This window comes from Microbacterium sp. UCD-TDU (assembly GCF_000340625.1).
GTDB classification, from domain to species: domain Bacteria; phylum Actinomycetota; class Actinomycetes; order Actinomycetales; family Microbacteriaceae; genus Microbacterium; species Microbacterium maritypicum.
The window spans coordinates 97,452-111,893 of the sequence record NZ_KB454449.1 but is presented as its reverse complement, the minus strand read 5'-3'; the positions used below and the strand labels follow the sequence as shown (position 1 = coordinate 111,893).

At 65.6% G+C, this 14,442-nt stretch carries 18 protein-coding genes; 6 read left to right on the top strand and 12 right to left on the bottom strand.

All coding sequences use genetic code 11. The features are described 5' to 3' along the window. The first annotated feature begins 140 nt into the window (after nt 1-140). The 5 genes from D514_RS37825 (at nt 141) to D514_RS37810 (ending at nt 2,409) form a co-directional block, all read left to right on the top strand. Nucleotides 141-428, top strand: coding sequence for a hypothetical protein (locus D514_RS37825; RefSeq protein ID WP_017831633.1), 288 nt, complete (start codon nt 141-143; stop codon nt 426-428). After that, the gene (locus D514_RS39085) at nt 425-580 is read left to right on the top strand and encodes a hypothetical protein (protein ID WP_186004872.1); all 156 of its coding nucleotides are present in this window, start codon (nt 425-427) and stop codon (nt 578-580) included. Before D514_RS37825 ends, D514_RS39085 begins: the two co-directional genes overlap by 4 nt. Next, complete coding sequence (locus D514_RS39080) at nt 573-746, top strand: hypothetical protein (RefSeq protein WP_186004871.1); 174 nt, start codon at nt 573-575, stop codon at nt 744-746. The genes D514_RS39085 and D514_RS39080 overlap by 8 nt, the downstream gene beginning before the upstream one ends. 492 nt (nt 747-1,238) lie before the next feature. Further along, nucleotides 1,239-1,715 (top strand): hypothetical protein, encoded by a 477-nt coding sequence (locus D514_RS37815; RefSeq protein WP_017831631.1) that lies wholly within the window; start codon nt 1,239-1,241, stop codon nt 1,713-1,715. After that, complete coding sequence (locus D514_RS37810) at nt 1,702-2,409, top strand: DNA polymerase (protein WP_017831630.1); 708 nt, start codon at nt 1,702-1,704, stop codon at nt 2,407-2,409. The genes D514_RS37815 and D514_RS37810 overlap by 14 nt, the downstream gene beginning before the upstream one ends. A gap of 87 nt (nt 2,410-2,496) precedes the next feature. Here the strand turns inward: D514_RS37810 and D514_RS37805 are convergent, their stop codons facing one another. From D514_RS37805 to D514_RS37780, 6 genes are all read right to left on the bottom strand, one after another. After that, nucleotides 2,497-3,042, bottom strand: coding sequence for a hypothetical protein (locus D514_RS37805; protein WP_017831629.1), 546 nt, complete (start codon nt 3,040-3,042; stop codon nt 2,497-2,499). 39 nt (nt 3,043-3,081) lie between these two features. Continuing rightward, entirely contained in the window at nt 3,082-3,900 is an 819-nt protein-coding gene (locus D514_RS37800; protein ID WP_017831628.1) for a hypothetical protein, read from the bottom strand. Beyond that, on the bottom strand, nt 3,893-4,324 hold the full coding sequence (locus D514_RS37795) for an HD domain-containing protein (protein WP_017831627.1): 432 nt from the start codon (nt 4,322-4,324) through the stop codon (nt 3,893-3,895). The genes D514_RS37800 and D514_RS37795 overlap by 8 nt, the downstream gene beginning before the upstream one ends. 47 nt (nt 4,325-4,371) lie before the next feature. After that, nucleotides 4,372-5,646 (bottom strand): Y-family DNA polymerase, encoded by a 1,275-nt coding sequence (locus D514_RS37790; RefSeq protein ID WP_017831626.1) that lies wholly within the window; start codon nt 5,644-5,646, stop codon nt 4,372-4,374. Continuing rightward, nucleotides 5,643-6,053 (bottom strand): LexA family transcriptional regulator, encoded by a 411-nt coding sequence (locus D514_RS37785; RefSeq protein WP_017831625.1) that lies wholly within the window; start codon nt 6,051-6,053, stop codon nt 5,643-5,645. Before D514_RS37785 ends, D514_RS37790 begins: the two co-directional genes overlap by 4 nt. A 350-nt stretch (nt 6,054-6,403) precedes the next feature. Continuing rightward, the gene (locus tag D514_RS37780; RefSeq protein ID WP_017831624.1) at nt 6,404-6,832 is read right to left on the bottom strand and encodes an SdpI family protein; all 429 of its coding nucleotides are present in this window, start codon (nt 6,830-6,832) and stop codon (nt 6,404-6,406) included. Between the two features lie 610 nt (nt 6,833-7,442). Between D514_RS37780 and D514_RS37775 the strand changes: the two genes are divergently transcribed. Further along, nucleotides 7,443-8,075, top strand: coding sequence for a hypothetical protein (locus D514_RS37775; protein WP_144053135.1), 633 nt, complete (start codon nt 7,443-7,445; stop codon nt 8,073-8,075). A gap of 79 nt (nt 8,076-8,154) precedes the next feature. Here the strand turns inward: D514_RS37775 and D514_RS38300 are convergent, their stop codons facing one another. The 6 genes from D514_RS38300 to D514_RS37745 all read right to left on the bottom strand — a co-directional run bounded on the left by D514_RS38300 (nt 8,155) and on the right by D514_RS37745 (nt 14,416). Beyond that, nucleotides 8,155-8,739, bottom strand: coding sequence for a hypothetical protein (locus D514_RS38300; RefSeq protein WP_017831622.1), 585 nt, complete (start codon nt 8,737-8,739; stop codon nt 8,155-8,157). After that, nucleotides 8,736-9,641, bottom strand: a complete 906-nt coding sequence (locus D514_RS37765; RefSeq protein WP_017831621.1) for a ParA family protein — start codon at nt 9,639-9,641, stop codon at nt 8,736-8,738. Before D514_RS37765 ends, D514_RS38300 begins: the two co-directional genes overlap by 4 nt. 218 nt (nt 9,642-9,859) lie before the next feature. Beyond that, nucleotides 9,860-10,633 (bottom strand): hypothetical protein, encoded by a 774-nt coding sequence (locus D514_RS37760; protein ID WP_017831620.1) that lies wholly within the window; start codon nt 10,631-10,633, stop codon nt 9,860-9,862. 1,047 nt (nt 10,634-11,680) lie between these two features. Further along, nucleotides 11,681-11,881, bottom strand: coding sequence for a hypothetical protein (locus D514_RS37755; RefSeq protein WP_017831619.1), 201 nt, complete (start codon nt 11,879-11,881; stop codon nt 11,681-11,683). A gap of 109 nt (nt 11,882-11,990) precedes the next feature. Further along, entirely contained in the window at nt 11,991-14,147 is a 2,157-nt protein-coding gene (locus D514_RS37750; protein WP_017831618.1) for a hypothetical protein, read from the bottom strand. Beyond that, nucleotides 14,144-14,416: a hypothetical protein gene (locus tag D514_RS37745; protein ID WP_017831617.1), complete on the bottom strand. Its 273-nt coding sequence runs from the start codon at nt 14,414-14,416 to the stop codon at nt 14,144-14,146. The genes D514_RS37750 and D514_RS37745 overlap by 4 nt, the downstream gene beginning before the upstream one ends. Nucleotides 14,417-14,442 lie beyond the last annotated feature (26 nt).

The following is a 14,442-nucleotide window of genomic DNA, read 5'->3' as shown; positions in this document are numbered from 1 at the left end:
TAAATGTCAGGTTCACAACAAGAGTTTTTCAGGACGGGCGCTCGCCGCCTCCCACCCGAAGGGAACACCATGATCGCCCAAGGCGTCACCCCCCGAGACTTCCTCGCACACGTCGAGATCACCGCAGCGCCCCCCCCGCCATGCAGTCCGGCCTGTACGACAGCGTCGGCCAGTTCTTCGCCGTCACCGGCCTCTACGCCGACCACGATGCCCCCTTCGAGAAGTTCGAGCCCTCCCCCAGCAACGACTGGCTCAGCCCCGGCTACGCGGCCGCCGTCGCCTACCGCAACGACCCCAGCGCCCCCACCACCGACCACCCCTACATCCTCGCCACCTACATCGAAGGCGACGTCACCCGCACCCGCTTCGGAGACGCCGCCCGCGCAGGTCGCCTCTGGGCCGTCGGCACCCCGGCAGGCGCAGGATGAGCACCCGCGGCGAGCGCCCACCCGGCCCCCGCCCCGACTGGGCGACCGTATGCCGGTGGGTCGACGCGGGCAAACCGCCCCTCAACCCCGACGGCACCTGGGATCCGCCCGCGCTCGCCGCATCCACCCAAGGAGGCACCCTCGATGACTGAGACACTGATCGACTGCCCCAAGCCCGGATGCGGATTCTCCAGCGCAGGCCGCACCCCGCGCGAAGCGCAGGCCCGCCTCTCCCGACACATGAGCCGCACCGACCACACCGCATTCGCCCGCCGTCACCGCGCCGCGCTCGCCGCATCCAGGGAGCGACCCCGGTGAGCGCCGGCGATCGCAAACCGGGCGAGACCCTCGAATGCCACCGATGCCACCGCATCGGGACACGCGGGTTCGTGCCTTGGGGCTCCGAAGGATGGGAGTGCTCGAACGATCGCGCCTGCACCCAACGCCTACAGCAGCGCGAAAAACCGACCCCCGGCAGATGTCACAAGCCGAACTCAACGACTACCTCGACCGCCTCGTCACCCAAGGCCTCGACGACACCCCCGAATTCCACCAGGCCTACAAGATCTGGCAGAAAGACCAATGACCGACCCCACGAACCCCGCCCACACCGAACACGTACCGCGCAGCGCTCGCCGCAGCACCGCGGATATCATGAGCCAAGGCACCCGGCTGTCGAGCACCCCCGCCACGCGCGGGACGGTGGTCCGAGCCTGTTGTGAACCTGACATTTCCCAGCAGCTCCAGCCGGGTGCCGCCTACCTCGTCGATCACCCGCACCCTCACACCGATCACGAAAGGCACCCGCTGATGCTCCACCGCGACAGCATCGACCTCCTCGTCACCGCCGCCGTCGCCGCGCTCAGCAACGACGACGAACTCGCCACCCACCACGAACGCCTCGTCACCGACGCCGACACACTCGGCCAGATCCTCACCGACGCCGCGCTCGCCGCATCCGCGGAACCCTACAAGTGGCAGCCCGTCGCCGAGCTCCTCACGCCCACGCTCGTCGACGAGCTCATCCTCCAGCTGGAACGCACCCGCCTGGCCTACATCGACGCCTGCAGCAAGGCCGGCGACTGGGCGCACTCCCCCGCCCACCGCTACATCGACCGGCTCGGCACCAGTATCCGCGCCCGCCTCGACCGCGGCACCACCGACCCGAATCAGATGATCCTCACCTCGAGCGAGCTCGAGGAGACGGACCCTGACTGGCGCCGCCCCACCATCCACGCTCACCACGACCTCACCGACTCGCAGGAGGATGACCATGGCCAGCCGTGACCTCGTCGGATACGACTACATCGCCGCCGGGCTCGGCCTCAAAGGCGCTCAGCAAGCACGTGAGTACCGACACCGCCACGACGACTACCCGAAGCCGGTGAACCCCGGACAGCGCTCCCCCCTGTTCCGCCGCGTCGACGCCGACCGCTACATCGACGCACACCGCATGGCTGGAGCGCCTGAGAACCCCACGCCCGAGCCGATCAAGATCGACCTCACCAAGCTCGTCGACTTCTCCTACTTCGCCGATGCCCTGCAGATCTCACTCAAGACCGCATACAAGTACGGCACCCCCACCAGCGGCCAGTACATCCCCGGATTCCCCGACCCCGTCACCCCCGCCGGCGTCCGCACCCCCCTGTTCAACAAGCTCGAAGCCGACGTCTTCATCGCCGGCCGACGCGCAGCTGCAGAGAACCAGAAAGGCCGCGTCCGCGCCGCAGCAATCGGAACCACCGCGCTCGCCGCAGCGCAGGAGATCTATCGGCTGCTCGGCCGTGAGGTGAACCTCGAGGATCGCGGGCAGCTGCAGGAGGTGCTCTTCGGAGATCTCGGCCTTCCGTCGACGTCGTCGACGTCGCGTGGCCCCTCGGTTGCGACCGCGGCACTGGTGAAGCTGCAGGAGACGAACCCTCATCCCGTGTTGCACCAGCTGCTGGTCTACCGCGGCGCGATCGCTCCCGAGGTGGAGTGACCCAGACCCGACCTACACAGCAGTAGCGGCCGCCCCCTGAATCGAGGGGGCGGCCGCTACTGGTTGTGGCTGTGTCGTGCGGTCGAACTATCCGTTGGCGGCTCGCGCGACCATGACTTTGACGTTCTCGCCGTCCTCCTCGAGGCGCGACTCGACAGCACCGACCTTGGTGTTGACGATCTTGATCCTGCCCAGGCGGAGATCTCGCGCTGAGACGTGAGCGAGCTGCTTCTCTGCGAGCCGGTAGGACTTCCAGGTCATCCACTTCCCCCGGGGGGCCTGCACGAGCGCGTTGACGCGAGCCTCCGCCTGCTGGCGCGCCGTGGGGACCGGTGAGGAGCCGAGGACATCTTCGATGGTTCGTGCTGCGGGATCCTGCTTGAACCGTTCGACGAGGTGGCCGACGGTCTGCTCATCGAGCTTGCCGATGCCGCTGCGGATCTGCTGCAGCGCATCGTCGGCGCTGATGGGCGCGTACGTGTTCGCGTGCTCGAAGTAGAAGTCGCGGTAGAGGCCCTGGTTGAGGTGGAACTTGCCCGTGTTCTGCACGTAGGTCCAGATGCGCTGCTCGTTGTCTTCGTGCGCGATCCAGACCGGGGTGCCGGCGGCGTTTCGGACCAGATAGAGGTTCATGGTGTTCCTCGCTCCATTCTCAATTGCCTACATCTTAGTTTATCTTAGTCCGTCTTGGTAGGGGGGGGTGGGAGGTTTTGGTGGCCCATAGGCCTTCTCGACGGCGACGACGCTGCCGATGTGGAGGTCGACGAGGCCCGGCGGAGTCGGGACAATGTTCCAGGCATTGACCATGGTCGTGTGGGCCGCGGCGCGCGTCGGGTAGGGCTGCGTCTGATCGCGCAGCGTTTCGTAGTCGTGGTGGTAGCGGTCTTTGATCGCGGCGCCGGCTTCGGAGTGGAACTGGATCTCGACGTCCTGGTCGGTCTCGCTGTGGTGCACGACGATCGAGTGCAGACCCTTGTACGGGTTGCCGTCGACGAAGGAATGCTCGATCTCCTTTACTTCCCACCCCTTGGCGACGAGACCCTCCAGCGTCTCTTGTGCGGCAGGGACGACTCGATCGGGAGTAGGTGCGACCACGGTGTAGCGAACAAAGTCCGTGAGGCGCCCCGTGATCTCCACCGGCGTCGCAGTGGGATCAACCAGGATCCGGCTCTCGATCTTTCCCGCGAGGGATGCCGGCGACTTCATCCGATACTCGAGGTTGTGCATCCGGCAATCTGCCGGGGCCGCGTCGATGATCGCCGCGGTGATCTCCGGCTCGATGGCGGCCACCTCTTCGAGCTTGTGGATCGCGGCGCCGGCGACGGTGGAGCCATAGGTGTCGTAGAGCTCTGCAGTCGACGGCGGGTGCTCTCCCCAGTCGACGTCGGGTGCGTCATCGGTGGCCGCGGGGCGAAGGTCGTCGACGTCGACGTCGCGGAGGTGGCGGTGGTCGAGGCAGCGGCGGCCGCCGTCGTCAGATGATCTACACACGGGAGAGGGCCTCTCGTGCCGCGGCGTACTTCGCGGCCAGTCGGGAGCGGGTGGCGTCGTCGAGCAGGGCGGTGCGCGCCGGATCGGTGTTGTCGTCGATGTCGGCGTCTTTCACCTGACGCGCGAGGGGGTTCCGGCTGACGCGGGCGTAGTAGTCGGCGCGCGGTTCGCCGGGCCGGTGGGTGATGGCATCGACGGCGTCGACCACTTCGAGAGGAAACTCCGCCTGCAGGTCGACCAGCTGCACGTCGGTGTCTTCCACGACGTCGTGGAGCCAGGCGATCGCCTCCAGCAGCTCATCCCCCTGCACGCGAGCCGCGACCCGCGCTGGGTGATCGATGTAGGGCTGACCGCTCTTGTCGACCTGGCCGGCGTGCGCGGCGCGGGCGATCGCCTCGGCGCGTGTGCTGAGCTGATCTCTCATTATGTGTCCCCCTCTACCCTCATCTTAGAGAGGGGGTCCGACACCTTTCAGGCTCGGGCGACGATCAGCTCATCCCAGTGCGTGGTGGCGCGTTTGGAGAGCATGCCGCGGTGCATCTGCCAGGACGGGCCGGGGCGCATCCCTCCCCACCCGAGCCCGAGGACTTCGCGCCCGGCCTTCTTCTGCACCTGGTCGATGATGGTGGCGATCCCTGCGTCTTCGTGGGCATGACGGAACAGCTCGAGCGGTTGGATAACGGCTGCCGGTTTCAGGTCGGTGAGCATGACTCCCGCCCGCGCCCACTTCACCCCTTCCTCGATCTGCGGGAGGAGCCGGTGCGCGGCGCGGGTGAGCTCCACGGGATCGGCGGTGGGGAACGGCAGCCGCACCATCTGTGACGGGTAACGGATCTGCTCGGTGTAGTGACTGATGCCTGCGAAGGCGGTGAGGATCTTCGCCACCTGCTGGTGCTTCATGAGCCGGGTCGACGCCTGCTGGGCGTAGATCGACAACGCTTGGCGCATCCCGTCTCGGGTGGTGACTTTCTCGGAGAAGCTGCGGGACACGATCAGCTGATCTTTCTTGCCGGTGCGATCCTCTTCGGCGGCGATCGCCGGCATCCCGCGCAGCTCGAGCGCCGTGCGCATCACGACCACGTTGAACGCCTTCCGAATGAGGACGGGATCCGCGGCCGCGAGATCCGCGATCGTCGTGATGCCGATGCCCGCCAGGCGGCGCTCGAGGCGAGACGCGATCCCCCACACCTCGGAGACCGGCAGTCGGGACATGAGGGCGTGGCGCCACTTGGGCCTGGTCGCCGGCCACACGCACACCCCGTCGAATGCCGCGATCTTCTTCGCCGTTTTATTGCTCAGCTTCGCTAATGTGCGTGTCGGTGCGATGCCGACGCAGACCGGGACGCCGATGAGCCGGCGGAGGGTGTCCTTGATGTCTCGGCCGAGGGCGGCCATCGCTTCGGGGTCTTTCGCGATCCGTGGACTCACCTCGAAGAACGCCTCATCGATCGAGTAAATGGACAGGTCCGGGGTGAAGCGAGACAGCACGTCCATGACCCTGTTCGAGCAATCTTGGTAGAGCTCATAATTCGACGAGAGGGCAGTCAGGTCGAGCCTCTTCGCGTGCGGCCGCAGCTCGAACCAGGGCTTGCCGAGATCCAGGCCGATGGCCTTCGCTTCCTTCGACGAGGCCACGACCATTCCGTCGTTATTGCTCAACACGACGCAGGGGCGGTTCTCGAGACGCGGATTCACGATTCTCTCGAAAGACACGTAGGCGCTGTTGATGTCGACGTGCCCGATCATCTCCGGCTCCGATGGAACCTGAGGCTCACGGTGACCACCCCGAAGATCTCCAGTGTGGAGAGCTCGTCGACGACGACGTCGGGCCACTCTGCGTTCTCGGCGCGCAGCGCCCAGGTGCCGCGTTCTCGGACGAGGCGTTTGATGGTGAAGTCGCCGTCCAGGATCGCGACGACGACATCCCCGGAGAGCGCCGTCTTCGATCGGTCGACGATGACGACATCGCCGTCGTGGATGCCGGCGTCGACCATGGATGTTCCCGAGACGCGGACGAGGAAGGTGGCGGCCTGATCCTCGATCAGCAGCTCGGTGAGATCGATCGGACCGGCGTCATAGTCTTGGGCCGGGCTGGGGAAGCCCGCAGGGACCGCGTCGAGCAGCTGCGGCAGCGAAATGGAATCCGCGGTCACTGAGTACGCGTACAGAGGTACGACGGTTGTAGGCACCCGCTCCCCAAACTCTCGAAACCCTATTCGTAGAGTGTACGCCCGCGCCAGGGCGCTCACGAGTCCTCCGCGCGACCGCTCCCCCGGAATCATGCGGGAAATCGCGTGTATTCGTCCCCTAGCCGAGTCATCTTAGAGCGCGGCGGCCGACCCATCATCCCCGCCGGCACCGGGAGTATCGGAGCCCCTGAGCTCGCGGTAGCGGGGCACGAGGGCGTGCTCTCGATCCCTTATCGCCAGGCGGCAGCTCGGTCTATGCGGTGACACACAGTGTCACCACCCGGGGAACCTGTGTCACTCAAAGCGGCTTTGTGTCACCCGAGGGCGATCGTTGCTCGGGTGACCGTTCTCGCATCACGAGGGATGCGCTCCGCCGTCGCCTGGTCGCCCAGCCCCCTGTAGTCTCGCGCGGCGGCTGCCCCGGGCATGACGGAGAGCACCGTCCACAGGAGCAGCCAGACGATCGCTCCCCCGAGGACGAAGGGCACAGCTGCAGTGATGCCGAGCAGCGCCAGCACCCCGCCCGCCAATCCGGCGAGAACGGCACCGCCACCAGCGAGGTAGAACATCGGCGCCATGGCGCGGTGAACCGTGATCCACGCCTTCGGATCGCGCATCGTGAGGGCGGTGCGGTAGCCGAGGATCCGCTGCCTGCGCACGGTTCCGCGGCGACAGGCGTCCGCGTACCAGACCACCAAGGCGCCGAACACAGCGATGAGGAAGGGGGCGAGGAGCTCGAGCATCTGGCTTCTTTGTTCTGGCACGCGGGGTGGGCACCCCCCACGTTATTGGCGGGCCCGACTCTCCGGCATCCCCCTGCAGCATGAACCTCGCGTCGCACCTCGGGACCAGCGCACTGAGGCCGTGAGGCGTTCTACAGGTCGGTGAGATTTCTACAGATCCGGTGAGACATACCTGTCGAAATCTGCTTGAAAAATGCTTGCAGATTGCAATACACGTTGACAACCCTGATAGGCTGTGCGGTAGCTCATCTTGCGCTCTAGCGCATAGGGAGGCGGAGGCACAGTCTCTCACGGTAATCACCCCGCATACACCTTCCGCCCCGCGAAACCCGGCGAATCCTGCTGGCTTTTTTCAAGCACAAAGCAAGCACCTACAGCCCGTAACCTCGCAGTGTCCACCCGGCGATCGCGATCGAACGGCCGCCGTCCTGTCTCATTCGAGTTGTCAGAATCTCACTCGAGTTGACCGTCGTCTCATCCGACCTGGCACATCTCATTCGACCTGGCGCTAGGCGTCGAGCCTGGCCGTTCGTTCTGCCCGCGGCCGCTTCGATGACGTCGACGGGTTCCGGTAGGTTCGACCCACGACCTCGACGGGATGGTGTGACGGATGGCTGATTCGGGTTCTCCTTTCGCTTCGACGAATGCTCTGGTGGAGGTCTATGGCCGCTACGTCGAGTGGGTCGAGAAGCTTGGTCAAGATGAGCGGCCCCAGTCGGTCGACGAGTGGGTGGATGCTCTTCTCGCGTTGCTGACGATCGATGAGGAGCTGCTCGATCGGGCGATCGAGTTGAAGGCGGCGGTGGACGCTCGCGCGTTGTCGGATCTCCCGCTCGAGGTGCAGCCCGAGGTGCAGTTCGCGGTGGACTACGTCGCCGAGATCCCCGACGTCGCCAAGCTGCACTCCGAGCTCGCGCGACGGTCAGATCAGGTGCGGGCGATCAAGGCGTCTGGTGCGCCGATGACGGAGGCATTCTCGACCGATCTCCCGGAGCCGTTCCAGGCTCAGTGGGTCGGTGTTCGGGAGGCAGCGAAGCTGTTGTTCAACCAGGTGCAGCTCCACAACGCCCAGGCACGTGCTGCCGCGTTCGAGCGTGCTGCAGAGCTCAACAGCATGCCCGTCGAGACGAGCACCCACCGCGGCGATGATGGATCGTTCACTCACACCGTGAGCGTCTCATTCGACCGTGGCGAACCACCCAAGGCCACCTGGTGGCAGAGGCTCTTCGGGCGCCGCGCCTGACTCCCCCGGCGCGCTCCTGACGCACGGAGGGCCCGCTCATGTGGTGAGCGGGCCCTCCGTGCGTTGAGGTGCTGCGGGTCTATTCCTTGAGGTACGCCAGGCGGTAGACCTCGTTGACGAACGCGCTGCGCGACGGCGCACCCACTGACGCGGCCAGCTCGGTGAGCTCGTCTTCCTGGGCCCCGGTGATGCGCAGCTGGATCTGCGTGCCGCCGGCGCCACGGGAGCGGCGCTTGCGGCGCTGGAGCAGCCCACCAGCCTCGGCGTCCTCGGGTGCGAAGATCGCCCGGATCTCCTCGAGGGGAACGCGCTCGAGGGCGTCGACGAGGAGTTCGTCATACGTCTTGTCAGGCTCTCCCGCAGCGATGCCTTCACGACGGGCAACGCGAACCGCAGCGAGGACGACCGGGTTGATGTACGCGGGAACGTTGTCGACCTTGTTCTTGGCCGGATCGGCCGGGGCGGCCTCACGAGGCGCTGGCCTCACAGCCGCAACGGGTTCAGCTGCAGGAGCGTCGGCGCGGGCAGGCTGCGATGTGGCGGCCTCGCGCGGCGGAGACGGCTTCCGGGGTGCGAGGAGGCCGGTGAGTTCGGCTGCGTCTTCACTGCCCGCGCCCTTGAATGCGTCGGCGAGGCTGCTCCGCTTGATCTCGGGGGCGTTCATGCGAGGACTCCTTCTGCTTCACGTTCCTGCTCGAGCTCGCCGACGCGCTGCAGGAGCTCCTTGGTGAACTCCTTGTAGTTGTCGGCCAGCAGGCTGGGGTCTTGCGCGTAGAGGCCGTCGACGGGCTTCTCACCGCTCTTCAGCGCCTGGATGCGGGCGGTCTTGTCTGCTTTCGAGGCCTGCTTGAGCTCGTGGACGAGGAGGCCTCGCTTGCGGGCGTCGACGGCTGCGGCCTGGTGGTCTCGGATGATGGTGTGGAAGATCGGCGCGGAGTCCCCGACGATCCCGGAGAGGCTGTTACGCACATCTCGTTCAATGCGACGGGAGCGACTGTTGATGCCGAAGAGGAGGACTCCGGCGAGGCGGAGGTTGGGGTTGCGCTTGCGCACGGCCATGAATCGAGCAGCGACACGTTCGACGCCGTCGATGCTGGCCTCGTCCGAGCGGGTCGGGATAACCACGGCGACGGATGCGGACAGTGCGGCTTCCACGAGGATCCTGTCGCCCGGGGGGGTGTCGATGAGGATGAGGTCGTAGTCGTCGGCGATCGCGGCGAGCTTCGACTCGAGGACCGCGTCGAGGCCCTCGGCGCCGCGCTGTTCACGGGCTCCGAAGACGGCCGGGGCATCTCCGACGGCTTCGCCGCCCGGGACGACGTCGAGGTTCTCTCTGACGTTCTTGAGCAGCGGCAGCGGCATGCTCGTCAGGAACGCGTTGAAGAGGGACTCCCCCGTATCGGGTTCGAAGCCGAGTTCCCGGGAGAGGTTGCCCTGCGGATCCAGGTCGACGGCGAGTACTCGCAGTCCCGAGGCGGCCGCCATGCCGGCGACGTTGGCGGTGGCGCTGGTCTTGCCGACGCCTCCCTTGCCCTGGGCGACGCTTACGCAACGCTCAATGCTCATCGGTATCTCCTTCAGTAGTTCCTGCTTGTTTCAACGTATGAGTGCTAGCGCGAAGTCCTGCGTTTCGACACGCTATGTTTCCCGCTTGATTTCGTGCGGTTCATGTTGCGTCACGCCTTGCCGTATTCACTTCGTGAATTATGGCTAGCTTTCCTTCGGGACGTAACGCCTTCCTTATGGCCTTGAGTATGGCGGTAAGTGTAGGTGGATGTCCAGCGTTAGTTGTTGCGTGTCGCATGGCGTTCGTGAATGAGATCCACGACGGCAGCGAGGGGAGTGCCCGGGTCGAGTTGGGAGGTGACGGCCGTGACGGTGTGGGGGAGTGCTGGGCTGAGTGTGACCTCGACGGCCTGTTCGCTCTCCCGCGTCCAGGTGAGGGCAGCGTCGCTGGTTGTCAGCTGCCAGCCGTCCGCAGTGAGTGGCTTGTGCATGGCCGTGAGGTCTCCGACGAGCTCTTGAGTGGCTGTGGGAGCGTCGTACAGGCGGATGCCTCGGCCGATGACGGCTGTGACGAGCTCGACGACGTCCGTACGGCGGTCTCGCGCGATCGGCTTCCGTAGCCGCCTGGTCGAGGCGAAGAATGCCTGTGCGGCTTCGTGCGCGGCCGCCTGCTCCTCCGGGGTCGGCAGCTCCTGCAAGGTGGCCTGGCGGCGCTTCTCGGCTCGTTCGAGATCCTCGCGGCGGATGCGCTCGAGCGTGGTCTCGCCCTCGGTGAGTTCGTTCAGGCGGCGAAGGGTCCAGGCGAAGTGCGCGATCGGATCCCGCAGCTCTTCGTAGCGGGGGGAGCGGAGCTTTCCGGCTTCGATGAGGCGCTGGAGTGTGTCGGCCAGGCTCTGGGGCGTGTAGCGGCGCGGTGTGATGCCGTTGCGTTCGAGGATCCGGGCGAGGTTGCCGATGTGGCGGCCGCCGCGGAGTACTCCAGGGCGCAGCGGGGCGCCTGGGCGGGGTGCGGAGCCGTCTGAGAGCAGGAATCGCTGGGCGATAGCCCACACGAACCGCTGTGTTTCGAGATCGCGAGGTGCTCTCTGGGACCGTCGTTGTGACTTCCTCTTCAGCTTCGGCCGCGCAGCGGCCTTCTCGCGCGCTTCAGCGCGTGTTGGTGAGTACTTTTTGACAGGGGGGGTCTTGTTAACCGAACCCCTGCGGGGTAGGTGGAAAGTATCCACAGGCACGGCTTCGGAGACCGGCTCAGCGCCACGAGGATCGTCCGTGTGGGCTTCTACGGTGAGGGCGGGCATGGTGAGGGCGCGGACGGATCCTGCGGCCTCCTGGTAGCTGCCGTGGGCCTTGCGCGCCAGGGAGCGTTCCTGGGGGGAGAGGTGGCGGCCGCGCACGATCGTCACGGACGCTCCGAGGGCTTCGAGGATCCCCCTGGCGGTACCGACGTGCCGGCCAGACATCCCGAGCCGCTTCGCGACCGTCTCCCTCGACGTCGTGACACCACGGCCTGAGGTGGAATCTGCCGTCGACGCATCGTCGCGAGCCACCATGATGACCGTGTCCGCCTTGATCTTCCCCCGGCACAGCTCCACACCTCGAGGAGAGGCGAGTTCTTCGACGACCCAGCTCATCCACGCCGACCGAGACCGCCACGCGGGCACAGACGCGTAGGCGCCATCCTCAACCGGAAGCGACCACGAGGTGCATCCACCCGTGACGCTTCGGCGAGCGCGAGCGGTTGTGGGATGCGTCGGGGCATCAGAAAGAGCGTCGCCGTGGTGGGAGTCACCGTAAGGCGTACGAGGGTTTGGAAAGCCTGATTCAGCGGTGTCGATCGGCGAAATCTGCTTGCAATTTTCTTGCAGATTGACAGCAGAAACAGGCTCGAATGACTGTGTTTCAGGGCATGACTGAGCTACGATGGGTTCACCACCTAGTCCTACTAGTGGGTATAGAAAAGCTCCGGGTGACTCCCGGTGCGAAGCCAGGAAGCCGACCGCCAAGTCGGATTCCTACAAAATTCAGATCAGTAGCTGCGAACTCCTGAGATCTGAACCTCATGCGAATGGGCCCTCTGCTTCGGCAGGGGGCCTCTTGCGTTAAGCGGTGTCGATAGGCAACTCCCCGTCGCGGTCCCGTGGGGGCATCCAGGTGGGGATGCCCTGGTCGGTCAGCTCGACATGTTCCAGGAGCTGCTCGATGAGCTCGGACGTGGACACGCCGGCTCTGGAGGCGATAGCCTCGGCGCGCTCCTTGTTCTGACGCTCGATGCGCCAGCCAGGAATGACGGGATCGATCAAAGATCCTCGTCGACGTTGAATGCGGGCCATGCGGGCCACTTAACCATATGTGTACATATTCATGGAAGAGGGTTGTCCGCGTGTCGCGGTCGCGGGGCCGGGCCACGTCTCAGACCTCGCCTGCGACGGGGGAGCGCGTGATGAGGGTGTTGCCGGTGGGGATGGTCTTGGAACCGGGGTCTCCTGTGGCGAAGTCGCGGTAGGAGAAAGTGATGTCCTCTTCGTCCTCTTCGGCGAACTCGACTAGGCCCCAGGTGTCGGAGTCTTCGTCGACGAGGATCAGGATGCCCTCGGCCCGGAGCTCGCCGTCGACGAGGAGCTCTTCGGGGAACTGGTCGATGGCGGGGGAGTAGCCGCTGAACATCTCGGCCTCGTCGGAGATCTCCGGCTCTTCCTCTTCGATCTGGATGCGCTCGAGGAGGGCGACCTGAGCTGCGAGCTTTTCGCGGCGGATGTCGCCTTCGGCATCGCCGAGGATCTTGCGTTCGCGCTCGATGAGCTCGGGGTCGCCGGCGTTGATGATGGGAGTGGCCATGTGGTGGCCGTAGTCGGCGTAGATCGGCTTGCCCCTGTCGTCGACGTCGATGACGTCGTCTTCCAGGTCGACGATCTTCATGATGTCGTGGATGCGCTTCTTGGGGCGCATGTTCTCGACGAGCTGCAGGTCACCGGGGAACACCCAACGCTCGGGGTGCTCGGCGTCGGTCTGGTAAGGGTCGGGCGTCCAGAAGCCCTGCACCTCGACGGCCTGGCCCTGCTTGTTGTACGCGATGCCGCGGCCCTTGGCGGTGGTGGGGATCGTCGTGCCGGTGGTGTAGTTGTTCCACATCATCTTCGCGGCCTCGGCCGAGAGGCGACCCCAGCTGGCGCGGAAGGTGTAGTTGTCACGCATGTCACCGGTGAGGAAGTCGGCGTCGGGGCGCTGGAGGCCGTTCATGATGTGGATGCGCATCTTGCGACCGAGGGAGGCGATGTCGCTGATCTCGTCGAGGACAGGCGGCTGTGCTGCAGCCCCGCGCGGCTTGACCATCCGGTACCAGCGCAGCAGCGCGTTGCGGAAGGTCTTGAACTCGTCGATCACGAACAGGATCGGCACGAACTCCTCGAGGCGGATGGATCCGGCCTCGTAGGCGGCCATGCGGCGCTGCATCTCTTCGTAGACCTCGTGGGCGACGCGCGCCTGGTGGTCGATACGGCCGGCGATGAGCTTGACGTTGGGCCAGGTGCGCAGTCCGAGCATCTCGAAGCGCTTGCCGTCGATGCCCCAGATCTCCCAGCCGTGTGCGGCGAGGAATCCGATGACGCCGAGCTCGCAGACGGTCTTGCCCTTACCGGTCTTGCCGGTGGTGAGGAAGTGGGGATCCTGCTTGGGGCGCCAGCTGATGACGTTGCCGTCTTCGTCGATCGCGACGGGCACGGCCAGGTCGTCGTAGGTGGCGAGAGGATCGACGGTTTCAGGGGCGACGAACGGGTTGGGAATTACGCTCGGCAGCTCAGGGCGGGGTTCCATCCAGAAGGTGTCATTGGGGAGATCCCAGTACGCCCTCCAGCGACCTTCGAGCACGCCGGAGATCTGCGACTCGACGGAGGCGCGCACACCGCTGCGGGAGAGCTTGGGGGCGACCTCGTACTTGACGCTGATGCGGGTGACCTTCGTCGACGTGATCGTCTTCCCTTCGACCTGGCGCGTGATCGGCTCTGTGGAGACGGTGGTGTTGGCGCTGCTGCCGAAGGTCTTGGAGACGATGAGCTTGGAGCGTTCGATCTTCTCGTCGCGATCGCGCTCGACCGCGGAGGTGCCGGAGGCGACCAGGATGACGGTGCTCTTCTTGTGCTTGGCGACCTTGAACGCGGATCCGAACTGCCGCTTGGCGAGTCGACGGATCTCCGCGAGCATCTCGGGGACTTCCTCGTCGGCGAGCGGGTTGTAGACCACCTTGAGTTGGGTCGGCTTCCCCACCCAGCAGCCGCGGTACTTGGAGGGCATGACCTGGCCGCGGTGGGGGTCGGGCCAGCCGAGGATCCCATGCACTCGGTGCAGGAACAGGTCGGCGTCGTCGTGGCGTTCACGGTTGCGGAGGTAGAGCGCGACGGTGCCGGCGATCAGGAGGGCGCCGAGGATCCCGATGAGCACGGCGCCGACGGTGTTGGAGGTGATGTACGCGAACATGCTGATCGCGATCGTCGAGAACAGGACGATCGCGATAGCTGCAGTCGGCTTCGTGCGTGGCGGAAGCGTCGACCCGGGGATGATCATGCGGCTCATTTCTCAGCCTTTTCCTTGCGGGCGGCGCGGGCGCGGAGCAGGAGCACGATGAGAGACACGATCGCTCCCACCGCGCACAGCACGATGAGTACTCGGGGGAGATCCAGGCCGATGCCGTCGTGGAAGGGGATCAGCACGTTGTCGGTGACGAGGATGTGCCAGTTCACGAGGGCATCCCTCACGCCCGGGACGAACTTCGCCAGCATCGGCGGGACGAAGATCATCCCGGCCAGGATGTAGATCAGGGTGTCAGTGTCGTTTTCTTTCACGATGTCTCCTCGAATCGGTGCTCTCA

Coding starts and splice junctions, on each gene's coding strand:
- D514_RS39080 (WP_186004871.1), top strand. CDS start 573: ATGACTGAGACACTGATCGACTGCCCCAAGCCCGGATGCGGATTCTCC.
- D514_RS37790 (WP_017831626.1), bottom strand. CDS start 5,646: ATGATCGGGCACGTCGACATCAACAGCGCCTACGTGTCTTTCGAGAGA.
- D514_RS37795 (WP_017831627.1), bottom strand. CDS start 4,324: ATGAGAGATCAGCTCAGCACACGCGCCGAGGCGATCGCCCGCGCCGCG.
- D514_RS37775 (WP_144053135.1), top strand. CDS start 7,443: ATGGCTGATTCGGGTTCTCCTTTCGCTTCGACGAATGCTCTGGTGGAG.
- D514_RS37815 (WP_017831631.1), top strand. CDS start 1,239: ATGCTCCACCGCGACAGCATCGACCTCCTCGTCACCGCCGCCGTCGCC.
- D514_RS37825 (WP_017831633.1), top strand. CDS start 141: ATGCAGTCCGGCCTGTACGACAGCGTCGGCCAGTTCTTCGCCGTCACC.
- D514_RS37780 (WP_017831624.1), bottom strand. CDS start 6,832: ATGCTCGAGCTCCTCGCCCCCTTCCTCATCGCTGTGTTCGGCGCCTTG.
- D514_RS39085 (WP_186004872.1), top strand. CDS start 425: ATGAGCACCCGCGGCGAGCGCCCACCCGGCCCCCGCCCCGACTGGGCG.
- D514_RS38300 (WP_017831622.1), bottom strand. CDS start 8,739: ATGAACGCCCCCGAGATCAAGCGGAGCAGCCTCGCCGACGCATTCAAG.
- D514_RS37750 (WP_017831618.1), bottom strand. CDS start 14,147: ATGAGCCGCATGATCATCCCCGGGTCGACGCTTCCGCCACGCACGAAG.
- D514_RS37765 (WP_017831621.1), bottom strand. CDS start 9,641: ATGAGCATTGAGCGTTGCGTAAGCGTCGCCCAGGGCAAGGGAGGCGTC.
- D514_RS37810 (WP_017831630.1), top strand. CDS start 1,702: ATGGCCAGCCGTGACCTCGTCGGATACGACTACATCGCCGCCGGGCTC.
- D514_RS37805 (WP_017831629.1), bottom strand. CDS start 3,042: ATGAACCTCTATCTGGTCCGAAACGCCGCCGGCACCCCGGTCTGGATC.